Genomic DNA, 12,464 nt, shown 5'->3' on the forward strand with positions numbered 1-12,464 from the left:
TGTGGATAAAGCTGTTGATACTGAAATACTAATGAAAAAGTTGTTCACAGTTCATTAACAACATGTGGACAACTTTTTTAATTTTCTAAAAGTTCCGTCCAATCTGTGTATAGAATGTCAAGTTCATTTTTATAAGTGTTTAATTTTTCATTTAAATCAATAATTAGAACTTTATCTTCATATGTTGAAGGTTGGCATAATTCAAATTCAAGTTCATGAATTTTATTTTCATGCAATTGAATTTTTTCTTCTAGTTTTTGAATTGTCTTTTCTCTTTGTTGTCGGTCGCGTATATTTTCACGCTCTTTTTTCTTTTCAGCATTTAATTGTGTCTTTGTTTTTAAAACAGTTACTGACTCGTCAGTTTCCTCAAGCTCCGCTTTTTTTTGAATGTAGTAATCATAGTTGCCAAGATACTGGAAGGCGCTGTCTGATGACACATCATAAATTTTATCTGCAACTTTGTTAAGAAAATATCTGTCGTGGGATACAACAAGTACTGTTCCTTCATAGTTAACGAGTGCATCCTCTAAAATTTCCTTTGAGTCAATGTCCAGATGATTTGTGGGTTCATCCATCAGAAGAAAATTTGAGTTTGAAGTCATAAGCTTCAGCAGTGATAATCTGCTTTTTTCACCTCCGCTTAAGTCTCCGACTATTTTGTACATATCATCGCCGTTAAATAAAAATCTTGCCAGCATGCTGCGTATGTCATAATAGTTTAAATCAGGATTATAATCCCAGATCTCATCTATAACAGTACTTTCGCTGTCCAAATTAGTTTGTTCCTGATCATAATAGCCTATATTTACATTATGACCAATAGTTACATTACCCTCATAAGATTCAACTTTACCTGCTATTACTTTTAACAGAGTAGATTTTCCGATACCATTCGGGCCAATTATTCCGACCTTTTCACCTTTGTATACGTTAATGTTGATATTGTTGAAAACTCTATGCTCTCCATAATTTACGGCTAAGCCTTCTGCTGCGAGAACGTCGGTTCCGCTTTTTATTCTTGTTGCGAACCGAAGCTTGACTTTTTTATTGTTCAGAGCCGGTTTGTCCATTTTTTTAATTTTGTCCAGGGATTTTTGTCTGCTGAGTGCCTGTCTTATATTTCGTTTGCTTCCGTAAGCGTGAAGGCGCCGAATCATTTCCTCCTGCCTGTTTATTTCCTTTTCATACTCTTCATATTGCTTTGCCCGCTGTTCAAGCTCAATCTTCCTTTTTTTTATGAATTCCGTAAAGTTTCCGTCGTATTCTTTCAAATTCTTGTTTTCCATTAGAAAGATTCTACTTACTGTATTGTCCAAGAAATATCTGTCATGGGAAATAATTATTACAGCACCCTTAAAATCTTTTATATATTTCTCAAGCCAAGAAATTGCTTCGATGTCCAGGTGGTTTGTAGGTTCATCCAAAAGAAGTACATCTGCCTTTTCCAGCAGCAACTTAGCGAGCATAACTCTGCTTTTTTGTCCTCCGCTGAGCAAGTTGACAGGCTTGTCAAACTCGCTTTCAGAAAAACCTAAGCCCTTTAGTACACCCTTTATGTGACTTTTGAAAATATAGCCGTCCATTTCTTCAAATTTTTCGCTCATTTTTGCATATGTTTCCATGATTTGCTGAAGTTCCTCTGAATCATCGTTTTCAGTGTAGCTGCTTATTTTATGAGATAATTCATGGAGGTCTTGTTCAAGCTTGATTACATTTTGATATATGGTGAGCATTTCATTCATAATGCTGCGGTTGCTTTCTATATTTGTGTTTTGTTTTAAATAACCAATCTTTTTTCCTTTAGCTAGATATATTTCTCCGCTGTCAAAATCTGATTTTCCGGTCAATATATTGAATAAGGTAGTCTTACCTGCTCCATTTAGTCCTATCAATCCAACTTTTTCGTTGTCATTAACTGTGAATGATATATTTTCAATAATATTATCAACAACGTAGGCTTTTGAAACATCATTGCATGATAAAACAATCATAGTATTTTCCTTTCCGGTCATTATTGTATAAAGTCATATAATTATAACAGTTTTAATTTTATTTTTCAAATGTATTAAATTGATACGGTTGAGCCAATTAATCATTTGCTGACTATCATATTCATATTTTCTAATACGAGATTTAAATTATTTTTGAATATTATGACAATTTTGCTATCAAGGCGATCGCCGTTGAAAATCATGCAATTTTTGCCATTCAAAGAAGAAATGATTTTATTCAATAATTCAGAATAATCGGTATCGAGTTCCTCTAATTTATTTTTTTCATAAGAATCAGAAATGCCTAGGATAAAATCGGTAGAAACATCAAAGTAATATGCCATTTTAACTATCAGATCGACACTCGGTCGCCTTTTGCCGCTTTCATACAATGAAATTGACGATTCTGATACGTTCAGAGCTTTGCTCAGCTCTTTTGAAGTAAGATTATACTTGGTGCGAAGATAGCGGATTCGTTCGTCTATTTTCATCTTTGTCAGTCCTTTTAATTATTATAATTATATTATAATGTAATTCGTGATAAAAAACTACAAAAATTTACAAAAAGTAAATTATTAATATAAATATTGACAACTGGCAAAGTAAAGAGTATTATATATTTGAAAACTACATTACATATTAAGGAGAATTGATATGCAAAGCAAGACTGTTGCTGTAGAATTCGACATTGAAAATTATGTGGAAGTTGCAGACTTTTATGATCTCGTAAAAACAGGGGAGAATGCTCACTTGGTTGCTGCATTGACAGGGTGTATTGAAGGCATTATCGTTCCCGGTAAAGAAAATTCTTTTTTTACAATTGCAGGACTCAGCAAAGTGAAATGCAGAGATAGCTATTTATTTCTTGATATCTACAGATTTGTTTCCAAAAACAGAAATATGTTCAACTACATAGTTGATTACTTTAATTTGTGGCATAATAATGAGTATAAAGTGTTTTCATATGATAAATATAATAAGAATGATTTAATAAATAATTTTAATGAGCTTGCTTCGCTTTTAATTGAAGAAAGAAATATTGCTTCTCTTAAGAATAATGAAGCAGTAACTGAAGCTTATGATATTTTTAATAGGAGCTTGTCAGATTTATATATGAGCAGTTTAAAATAAATTGTTTGACAAAATAATTTATTTAGTATAAATTAAAATAATATACTTTGTATAAAATCCTCATTATGAGGATTTTTTATATACTTAATTTTTTGAAGTATGTTTGACATACAGATTACAGCAGATTAAATCTGATGTGACAAGATTTTAAACATTGACACAAGGAGGAAAAACACATGCCGGTAATAATACCCTCAACACTTCCAGCTTACAACACTATGCACGAAGAAAACATATTTGTAATGAGCAGCGAACGGGCAAAATCTCAGGATATAAGGCCTCTTGAAGTTGCCTTGGTAAATCTTATGCCTACAAAAATTGAAACAGAAACACAGTTTGTAAGGCTTTTATCAAATTCACCCATACAGATAAATGTTGAATTTATTCACACATGTACACATAATACGAAAAATGCATCAGAAAGCCACATGAAGAGTTTTTATAAAAGTATTGACGACATAAAAGATAAAAAATATGATGCTATGATTATAACAGGAGCACCAGTTGAGTTAATGGAGTTCGAAGAAGTGGATTATTGGAAAGAGCTTGAGAGAATACTGGACTTTTCTTCTTTGAACGTTACATCCACAATGTTTATTTGCTGGAGTGCGCAGGCTGCGCTTCATTATTATTACGGACTTAATAAAAGAGTTCTTGACAAAAAGGTCTTTGGAGTGTTTGAACATGAGAAGAAACATGAAACATGCATGCTCCTGAACGGATTTGATGACATATTTTATGTTCCACATTCGAGACATACAGAAGTGACAGCGGAAGATATAAAAAGCGTTGAAGAATTAATTATACTTGCAGAGTCGAAAGATGCCGGAGTACATATTGCAGTTACAGATGATTATAGTAAAATATTTGTAATGGGACATTCAGAGTATGATCCTTTAACACTTAAAAAGGAATATGACAGAGATATAAGTCTTGGAAAGTACATAAATATTCCAATGAACTATTATCCTGAAAATGATCCGTCCCGCAAGCCGTTTGTCAAATGGAGAAGTCATGCAAATTTGTTGTTTAAAAATTGGATAAATATAATATACCAAGAGACTCCATACGATATAAGGGAAGTCGGGAAAAAAAGAACTGATTGGTACCATTAGTTTATTGTTAGAATGTTGTATATAATGAAGAATAGCATACCATTATATTTAATGGTATCTTTTTTTTTGAACTAAAATGTGATAAAATATTATGTGCTGCTTTGAGGCAGCTATAAATTGTGATTTTGGAGGAAATATGGGTAAATTATTTGGTACTGACGGAGTAAGGGGTATTGCAAATAAAGATTTGTCACCTGAACTGGCTTACAAACTTGGGCGAATAGGAGGCTTTTTTTTAACACAGGGTAAAAAGAGGCCAAAGATGGTTGTGGGAACAGATACAAGAATTTCAGGTGATATGCTCGTGGCAGCCTTGTCCTCAGGCTTAAATTCTGCCGGAGTGGATGTGTTATACCTGGGTATATTGCCGACACCAGCGGTAGCCCGCATGATAAAAGTTTTGGAAGCAGACGGTGGAGTTATGGTTACTGCTTCTCACAATCCTGTTGAATATAACGGAATAAAATTTTTTAACGAACATGGCTTAAAACTTACTGATGAAATAGAAAATTCCATTGAAGAATACATACTTAACAATTTAGACATAGAATTTTTGCCTGTTGCGGGAGAGGTAGGAAGAATAATTCGAGTTGAAAATCCCTTAAGAAAATATACGGATTTTTTAAAACAAACTATTGATACTGACCTTACAGGGATAAAAGTTGCTGTTGACTGTGGCAACGGGGCAGTTTACAAGGCTGCACCAGAGCTGTTGAGAGAACTTGGAGCGCAGGTATATGTAATTCACAATGACCCTAACGGAATCAATATAAATGTAGAATGTGGTTCTACTAAGCCGGAAGAGGTTCAAAAGCTTGTTTTAGAGACTGGAGCGGACGTGGGACTGTCTTTTGACGGAGACGCAGACAGACTGATAGCTGCGGATGAAAACGGAAGTATTGTGGACGGAGATCATATACTGGCAATTTGCGGTTCTAATATGAAAGAATCAGGAAAGCTTAAAAGCAATACCATAATCGGAACCGTAATGACGAACATGGGGCTGGATATATGTCTTAAGGAAAAAGATATAAATATTATAAAAACAAAAGTTGGGGACAGATATGTTCTGGAAGAGATGATTAAAGGAGGACACTCAATAGGAGGAGAGCAGTCTGGGCATATAATCTTTCTTGATCATAATACTACTGGAGACGGACTTCTCACTGCAATTCAGCTTTTGAGCGTAATGAAGAAAAAGAATATGAAACTCTCCGAACTTGCATCTGTAATGGAGGTAATGCCTCAGGTATTAGTAAACGCACGTGTATCAGAAGAAAAGAAAAAGTCATATACTGATGATGATATAATAAAAAGTAAAATAGAAGAAATTGAACGACATTTTCACGGCAATGGAAGGGTGCTCATAAGACCTTCTGGAACAGAGCCTCTTGTAAGAGTCATGATAGAAGGAGAGAGGCAGGAGGAGCTTGACAAATACGCAAATGAGCTTGCGGTGTTAATAGAAGAAAGACTTAATTAAGAATGATAAAAAAGACAGAACAAACGAATCGTTGTTATGTCTTTTTTTATTATCTCCCTATAGGGATCTGCATGTAAGGTACATAAATGAATCGCTCTCTTGGCTGGCGATATATTGTAACAGAATTTAAAATGTACTCGGAAAATTCAGGCAGTTTAACTTCTGCTCGCTTTCGTGCAATATCAATATCAATCTTTTTTTTCGGCCTTTCTTTTATGACAGTGAGATGAGGCGTGTAGTCTCTTGCTTCTTTTTTAAGCCCTAATGACTGGAAGAGATCATTATATAAGGATATAAGTTCCGGTGAATCAACGCTTACATATAACACCCTGCGTCCAAACTGTTCTAAGGAGCCCAGCTTAATATGAAATTTTTCTGTTTTCCTGCACACTTCAACTGTGTTTTTTATGAAAGAGTCATTATCAGGAAGCGATGGTGGCGGAACAATAGTTATATGTGGTTCCGTAGAAAAAAAACTAAATTCTGCTCGCAGCATTTCAATTTTATGTTTGTAATCTTTTGGAATAGGTATACCTATAAAATATTTCATGAATTATCCTTTCTGAGTTGTTCTTTTTATATTATATTTTATATTTCAAATTATTCAAGTCTGTATTATAATAAATCAGAACCAAAAAACAGGGTATATTATATATAAATTATGAAGTAAGGAATTGAAAAGAAATCATGGATTATGAAAAATTTTATATTTTGTTTGACTATGTTGAAAAAATCGGACCGCTGGCAGGTATATTGCTGCCTATAATAGAGGCATTTATTCCTGTATTGCCGCTGGTTGGATTTGTAATAATAAATGTTGCTGCCTTTGGATTTTTCTTCGGCTATCTTTACTCATGGCTGGGGAATTGCATCGGAACTTTTCTTTTATTTTTAGTAATCAGGAAAATAGGGGGAAACAGACTTGAGGTTAGGATAAAAAATAGCAGATACAGAGGAACTCTTGATAAGATAAAAAAGAAAGATATGACGGTTTTGTTCTTTTTGTATTGTTTTCCTTTTACACCTTCATTTTTGATAAGTGGTGCTGCTGCTCTCGCTAACATGGATACTCAGCGGTTTTTAATCACTATGCTTCCTTCAAAATTCGTGATGGTTTTATCCTTGTCCTTTATAGGTGAAAATGTCAGTTCATTTTTTGAAAACCCGGTAAAATCTATACTGTACATATTATTAATTCTTGTATTTAATTTAATTAGTAAAAAAGCGTTTCAGAAATACGAAGAGCACCACAGAGGTAATTAATAAATTCAATATTATCTTATGATATTACAATTAAATTTTAATAATTCATTAATCTTTATTTTATAGTAAATTAAAATTATTGTTCCATAATTGGAGGCATAGCAGAAATAAGGAGCTAATTATGGAAAACAAAAAAATTTATATTGTTCTAACAAGAACAAATACAATTTTGTCAAGATTAATCGGAGTTGTAACAGGGGATGAATATACGCATGCCTCAATTTCTCTGGATAAAAATTTGAGCAAAATGTACAGCTTCGGCAGAAAATATACATACAACCCTTTTTTAGGACGTTTCGTCAAGGAGGATTTGAATAAAGGAGTGTACGGCATACACAATAATCTCTGCGGTTTAGTAATGGAAATTGAGATAACATATGAGCAGTATTTAAAAGCGGAGAATTTAATAAATGAATTTATTTTAAACAGCAATTTATACAAATATAACTATATGGGACTTATTAATTGCTTTCTTAACAGAGAATCACGTAATGATAACAGATTTTTATGTTCGGAATTTGTATATTATATTCTAAATAAAAGCAATATAGTTGATTTTAGTAAATCGAGAAATCTTGTGAGGCCTCAAGATTTTCTAAATATAAAGGGCAGAACCGTATTTAGCGGAAATCTTAAAAATGCGGATTGGTCGAGAAAAGTATATAACGGAGATGAACTTTTGCCAATATATCAATATGCGGAGATATAAACCGCATATTGATTTTTAGATTATAAGAATATATTTTTTAAACTATTTGAAACAAGACTGGAGGTAGCATCATAAATACTTCCAAATTTATTATAAAACATTATGCTGTGTGCAATATATAAGTTAAGAATAAGTGATTGACAAAAAGATTGTTATGAGCTATAATGACTAAAAAAATAAATATAGTCAAACAGTACAAACGAGGAGAGAAAAATATGCCAAAGCCTTTTACTGAACAAGAAAGAGAGTATATTAAAACTAGGCTGAAAGAAGAAGCGAAAGAGTGCTTAAATCGATATGGTATTAAAAAAACAACAGTTGATGAGCTGGTTAAAAGAGTAAATATACCTAAAGGAACATTTTATTTGTTTTATGATTCAAAGGAGTTGCTGCTGTTCGACGTGATTAATGATGTACATGATGATATACAAAACTGTGTAATACATGGATTACAAGCTTTAAGCGGCAATATTGACAGTGAAGTATTAGCTGAATTTTTATTCAGCTTTTATAAAAAAGTTGAAAATACATTTCTGTTAAAAATTCTTACAAACGGAGAATTAGAATTATTGATGAGAAAACTGCCTCTTGATATTGTGGAGGAACATCTTGCTCATGATGATTTAATAATTGAAAATATTTTGGGAATAATTCCACATAGAAATAATGTAGACATTAAATATTTTAGCGGAGCATTGCGCGGTATTTTTATGTCCATGCTGCATAAAAGGGAAATAGGCGAAGATGTATTTGATCCATCATTGAAGCTTATGATAAGAGGAATTGCTATTCAATTGACGGAGGAACAAAATGATTGAAGTTGTTGATTTATCATTCAGCTATAACCATAAACCTTTTATAGAGCACATGAACTTCAGTGTTCAAAAGGGAGAGATATTCGGTTTTCTGGGGCCTTCCGGAGCAGGCAAAAGCACTTTGCAAAAGATACTGACGGGGCTAATCAGAAGTTATAATGGAAATGCAATTGTAAACGAAACAGAATGCAAAAGCTATAAAAATGATTTTTATGAAAATATCGGTGTTGATTTTGAATTCCCCTCACTTTATGAGAAGTTGACTGGAAAAGAAAATTTAAAATTTTTCGGGTCATTGTATTCCAAAGAACTCAGAGATATTGATGAATCATTAAAAATGGTTGGATTACAAAACGATGGAGGCAAAAAAGTTTCAGAATATTCAAAGGGCATGAAGTCAAGGCTGAACTTCATAAAAGCATTGCTTCACAATCCGGATATTTTATTTTTGGATGAGCCCACTAATGGGTTGGATCCAAATAACAGCAGAATTATGAAAAACATAATTCTCAAGGAAAAAGAAAAAGGCAGGACCATAATCCTAACAACACACAATATGGTTGATGCTACGGAATTATGCGACAGAGTGGCTTTTATAGTTAATGGAAGTATAAAAGCATTGGATTCACCGCATAATTTAATTATGTCCAAGGGTGCTGCAAAAATAAAATATACCTTCATGGATGGCAAAGAAGAAACTCGAGAATGCCTGCTTAACAAAACATCAGAAGATACGATGCTTTATGATCTGATAAAATCAAATAGAATTGTATCGATACACAGCAGCGAACCTACGTTGGATGATATATTTGCGGAAGTTACAGGGAGTGTGTTGCAATGAGGCTCATAAATCTTATTTACGGTGATATTAGGTTTCAGTATAAGTATGGATTTTACTTTGTTTATGTTGTGTTTACCTTAATGTATATTTCAGTATTATTTTTTCTGCCTTTAGAATGGAGAGAAAAAACTGCAGCCGTTTTAATATTTTCTGATCCTTCTGCAATGGGACTATTTTTTATGGGGGCAATAGTTTTGTTGGAAAAAAGTGAGAGAGTGCTCAGCACTATAGCTGTTTCACCTGTAAAGGCAGATGATTATATAATTTCAAAGGTTGTATCGCTGGGTGTGATATCTGTAATTTCGGGTGCTTCGATAGCCTTATCGGCAGATGTTCAAAATATACTAATTGTATTAATGGGAGTATTTGCTGGTTCTGTGTTGTTTACTCTTGTCGGATTGATTATTGCAATTAATATAAACAGCTTGAATCAGTTTGTAACGGCAGTTGTTCCGGTTGAAATTATAATTTTTATTCCGCCGCTTCTATATGTGTTTGGATATGACAATAAACTTATGCTTTTGCATCCAGGTTGCATGGTAATAAGTATGATCAGTGGCAGCGGTAATTATATTTTGTTTATTTTCCCAGTATTGATCATGTGGTTTTTGGTTTTATATAAAGTGGCACGTTTTAATGTAATTAAAATGTTTCAGAGTCTTGGAGGTATAAAGCTATGAACTCCGGTGGAAATTGTGGAAAATTGTTTATTTCATTTAAGCAGTATTTAATACAGATTACTAAGGATGCCATGCTTTTTATAGTTTGCCTATCTCCTTTTCTATGCGGAGTATTGTTTAAATTTGGCATACCGTCGGTGGCAATGCTTAAACCATATTATCTTTTATTTGATTTACTTTTGGCAGTACTGACTCCTATGATGATTTCATACGTTTCTGCCATGGTAATTCTTGGAGATGTTGATGAAGGAATAACAAGGCATATGGCAGTTACGCCTCTCGGAAAAAGCGGATATTTAATTTCAAAATTAGGATTTCCTCTGGCAGCCTCATTTTTTATAACAATTATTGTCATGATAATATTTTCTCTGACAGAACCTGCTCTTGGGCGTGTAATTGGAATATCAATATTAACATCAATGCTTGGGCTTATAATGTCAATGATGGTAATATCAATTGCTGCAAATAAGGTGGAGGGTATGGCAGTAATGAAGTTATCGGGAATTATAATATTAGGAATTCCGGCAGCATTTTTAATTGCAGAGAAGTTCCAGTATTTATTTTTCTTTTTACCCTCATTATGGATTGCCAAATTTTTTATGGAAAATTCATTGCTTTACTTTTTTTTATGCATTGGAGTGTCGACTATATGGATATTATTATTTATTAAAAGATTCATAAAAAAAATTTATTGATTTTGTAATAATAAGTATGTGACAGTAGTTATATTCGACTGTCACATAAGTTTTTTAATTAGGTACAAAGATCTGGGATTATCAAGTTTTTTTGCAAGGTTGTATGCTTTTTTTGAATGAAATTTAGCTTCTGTATAATTCCCTTTTTTTATTTCCAACAGCGCTTTATAGTATTCTGCAAAGTCTCTTCCCCAAATAACATTAAATTTATCAAAATATTCAATGGATTTATTTATTAATTCTTCAGCTTCCTTGAATCTTCCTAAGTTGTACAGCGCTTGCCCGGCGTTTGAATAAAAAATTTCCAAACCCTTGATAACTGAGTTTTCAATGCATATATCTATCGCTTTCATAAAATAACCATAGGCGTTTTCATAATTTTCCATATCTCGGTTCATTTGCCCCAGATAATTGTAGCATGCGGAAATGTTAACACTGTACTTGCCGCTGAATTTATTCAGGCTTGAAAAAATGCTAATAGATTCATTCAATACTCTGTCCGCTTCTTTGAAGTTACCTGTCTTAATAAAATAAAGTCCCTGCAGTCTTAGAATTATGCCCCTTTCATCTATAATGTCTCTTTTCTCCAAAAGATATAAGCATTTGTTAATATAATCATTCATGGTATCATTATTGCCGGTTTGTATTGCATAGAAAATCATTTGCTTGTAATTACTTAACAAATATATTAAATTATCAAGTTTATTTGCCAGCCTAATGCTTATTTGTATGTTTTTAATTCCTTTTTCATATTCACCTATGGAAATATAGTATCTTCCTGCAAGGTAAGAAGCTTTCATTTTTATTTTTATGTATTCAGTATCTAAATCATCTATGGTGTCTAAATCTTTTTCAATATTTTTTAGTTCTGATTCAATGTCACTTATATTTGAAGTATCTGAAGCTTCTATTGTTTCAGATGACAAAGAAGGATAGGTCTCATGGTACATGGTGTAGTAATCGGTTAAATTTTCAACTTTACTTTTTAAATTAATATAATTGTTTTCATAGTTCGAATTAATGGTATTTTTTAGATCTAAAATTTCTTTGAAAAGTTTCTTTGTTTTAAGTTCCGGTTCAACATCCAAATCTTTTTTCAATACGTCAGACAGTTCATAATAAAGTTTTATGGCTTTGTTATAATCCTCGGAAAGCGCGTGTGTCTTCATTAAATAACGATAGGTTTTTTCATTGTAAGGGTCGTTTTTTATGAGAATATTCCCGTACTTCTCAATGCTGCTAAAATCGCTTATGCTTATTAGCTCGTTCATTTTACTGTATACGGATTTAACGTATATATTTCTGTAGTGGTTTCTTTTATCATGCATCCAATTTTCAAAATCATAGCAGTTTTTCACGGAAAAATTTAATAAAAAATCGCCTGTATACAGATTAACTGCGTTTGTTTCGTTAATTTTGCCCACATCAGATTCAATAATCAGATTGTTTGAAAATTCTATAAATGATTTTGAATTGGAAAAGATGCTTTCAATTGTGCTTGTCTTTATTTTGTACAGAGCATCTCTTAAATTTTTTCTTCCCGTTTCCTCTCCTGAGTCTGCCCAAAATATGTTGATTGCTTCTTCTCTGGATATTTTTTTATTTATGAGGATATAGTAAAATAATGCTTCCGATTTTTTGTATGGGAAACTTACATATTTATTATTAAGTTTTACTGACGGAGTTCCCAGAAGTTTTACCGAAATAATATCCATGTTAACACCTCGAATTCTGTTAG

13 protein-coding genes are annotated in these 12,464 nt (G+C 32.7%); 9 read left to right on the forward strand and 4 right to left on the reverse strand.

The features are described from left to right. Positions 1-77: 77 nt before the first annotated feature. Together RBQ61_RS08485 and RBQ61_RS08490 are read right to left on the reverse strand one after the other, a co-directional pair. Positions 78-1,994, reverse strand: coding sequence for an ABC-F family ATP-binding cassette domain-containing protein (locus RBQ61_RS08485; RefSeq protein ID WP_308140053.1), 1,917 nt, complete (start codon positions 1,992-1,994; stop codon positions 78-80). 101 nt (positions 1,995-2,095) lie between these two features. Next, entirely contained in the window at positions 2,096-2,485 is a 390-nt protein-coding gene (locus RBQ61_RS08490; protein WP_308140054.1) for a helix-turn-helix domain-containing protein, read from the reverse strand. A 163-nt stretch (positions 2,486-2,648) separates the two neighbouring features. Between RBQ61_RS08490 and RBQ61_RS08495 the strand changes: the two genes are divergently transcribed. From RBQ61_RS08495 to glmM, 3 genes are all read left to right on the forward strand, one after another. Then, the gene (locus tag RBQ61_RS08495) at positions 2,649-3,125 is read left to right on the forward strand and encodes a hypothetical protein (RefSeq protein WP_308140055.1); all 477 of its coding nucleotides are present in this window, start codon (positions 2,649-2,651) and stop codon (positions 3,123-3,125) included. Between the two features lie 176 nt (positions 3,126-3,301). Next, positions 3,302-4,240, forward strand: a complete 939-nt coding sequence (metA, locus tag RBQ61_RS08500) for a homoserine O-succinyltransferase (protein ID WP_308140056.1) — start codon at positions 3,302-3,304, stop codon at positions 4,238-4,240. A gap of 136 nt (positions 4,241-4,376) precedes the next feature. Beyond that, positions 4,377-5,723, forward strand: a complete 1,347-nt coding sequence (gene glmM / locus RBQ61_RS08505) for a phosphoglucosamine mutase (protein ID WP_308140057.1) — start codon at positions 4,377-4,379, stop codon at positions 5,721-5,723. Positions 5,724-5,772: 49 nt separating this feature from the next. On the opposite strand, the gene RBQ61_RS08510 is transcribed toward glmM, so the two are convergent. Continuing rightward, entirely contained in the window at positions 5,773-6,273 is a 501-nt protein-coding gene (locus RBQ61_RS08510; protein ID WP_308140058.1) for a 2'-5' RNA ligase family protein, read from the reverse strand. A gap of 137 nt (positions 6,274-6,410) precedes the next feature. Between RBQ61_RS08510 and RBQ61_RS08515 the strand changes: the two genes are divergently transcribed. From RBQ61_RS08515 to RBQ61_RS08540, 6 genes are all read left to right on the forward strand, one after another. Then, entirely contained in the window at positions 6,411-6,986 is a 576-nt protein-coding gene (locus tag RBQ61_RS08515) for a TVP38/TMEM64 family protein (RefSeq protein ID WP_308140059.1), read from the forward strand. Positions 6,987-7,107: 121 nt separating this feature from the next. Beyond that, complete coding sequence (locus RBQ61_RS08520) at positions 7,108-7,695, forward strand: hypothetical protein (RefSeq protein ID WP_308140060.1); 588 nt, start codon at positions 7,108-7,110, stop codon at positions 7,693-7,695. 164 nt (positions 7,696-7,859) lie between these two features. After that, a complete protein-coding gene (locus RBQ61_RS08525; RefSeq protein WP_308140061.1) occupies positions 7,860-8,513 on the forward strand; it encodes a TetR/AcrR family transcriptional regulator in 654 nt (217 codons plus the stop codon). Then, positions 8,506-9,351 (forward strand): ABC transporter ATP-binding protein, encoded by an 846-nt coding sequence (locus RBQ61_RS08530; RefSeq protein ID WP_308140062.1) that lies wholly within the window; start codon positions 8,506-8,508, stop codon positions 9,349-9,351. Before RBQ61_RS08525 ends, RBQ61_RS08530 begins: the two co-directional genes overlap by 8 nt. Then, a complete protein-coding gene (locus RBQ61_RS08535; protein ID WP_308140063.1) occupies positions 9,348-10,031 on the forward strand; it encodes an ABC transporter permease in 684 nt (227 codons plus the stop codon). Before RBQ61_RS08530 ends, RBQ61_RS08535 begins: the two co-directional genes overlap by 4 nt. Beyond that, positions 10,028-10,726 (forward strand): ABC transporter permease, encoded by a 699-nt coding sequence (locus tag RBQ61_RS08540; RefSeq protein WP_308140064.1) that lies wholly within the window; start codon positions 10,028-10,030, stop codon positions 10,724-10,726. Before RBQ61_RS08535 ends, RBQ61_RS08540 begins: the two co-directional genes overlap by 4 nt. Before the next feature lie 41 nt (positions 10,727-10,767). Here the strand turns inward: RBQ61_RS08540 and RBQ61_RS08545 are convergent, their stop codons facing one another. Continuing rightward, the gene (locus tag RBQ61_RS08545) at positions 10,768-12,441 is read right to left on the reverse strand and encodes a BTAD domain-containing putative transcriptional regulator (protein ID WP_308140065.1); all 1,674 of its coding nucleotides are present in this window, start codon (positions 12,439-12,441) and stop codon (positions 10,768-10,770) included. Between the last annotated feature and the right edge of the window lie 23 nt (positions 12,442-12,464).

The organism is Sedimentibacter sp. MB35-C1 (assembly GCF_030913635.1).
Taxonomy (GTDB): domain Bacteria; phylum Bacillota; class Clostridia; order Tissierellales; family Sedimentibacteraceae; genus Sedimentibacter.

Coding starts and splice junctions, on each gene's coding strand:
- RBQ61_RS08485 (WP_308140053.1), bottom strand. CDS start 1,994: ATGATTGTTTTATCATGCAATGATGTTTCAAAAGCCTACGTTGTTGAT.
- RBQ61_RS08490 (WP_308140054.1), bottom strand. CDS start 2,485: ATGAAAATAGACGAACGAATCCGCTATCTTCGCACCAAGTATAATCTT.
- RBQ61_RS08495 (WP_308140055.1), top strand. CDS start 2,649: ATGCAAAGCAAGACTGTTGCTGTAGAATTCGACATTGAAAATTATGTG.
- metA (WP_308140056.1), top strand. CDS start 3,302: ATGCCGGTAATAATACCCTCAACACTTCCAGCTTACAACACTATGCAC.
- glmM (WP_308140057.1), top strand. CDS start 4,377: ATGGGTAAATTATTTGGTACTGACGGAGTAAGGGGTATTGCAAATAAA.
- RBQ61_RS08510 (WP_308140058.1), bottom strand. CDS start 6,273: ATGAAATATTTTATAGGTATACCTATTCCAAAAGATTACAAACATAAA.
- RBQ61_RS08515 (WP_308140059.1), top strand. CDS start 6,411: ATGGATTATGAAAAATTTTATATTTTGTTTGACTATGTTGAAAAAATC.
- RBQ61_RS08520 (WP_308140060.1), top strand. CDS start 7,108: ATGGAAAACAAAAAAATTTATATTGTTCTAACAAGAACAAATACAATT.
- RBQ61_RS08525 (WP_308140061.1), top strand. CDS start 7,860: ATGACTAAAAAAATAAATATAGTCAAACAGTACAAACGAGGAGAGAAA.
- RBQ61_RS08530 (WP_308140062.1), top strand. CDS start 8,506: ATGATTGAAGTTGTTGATTTATCATTCAGCTATAACCATAAACCTTTT.
- RBQ61_RS08535 (WP_308140063.1), top strand. CDS start 9,348: ATGAGGCTCATAAATCTTATTTACGGTGATATTAGGTTTCAGTATAAG.
- RBQ61_RS08540 (WP_308140064.1), top strand. CDS start 10,028: ATGAACTCCGGTGGAAATTGTGGAAAATTGTTTATTTCATTTAAGCAG.
- RBQ61_RS08545 (WP_308140065.1), bottom strand. CDS start 12,441: ATGGATATTATTTCGGTAAAACTTCTGGGAACTCCGTCAGTAAAACTT.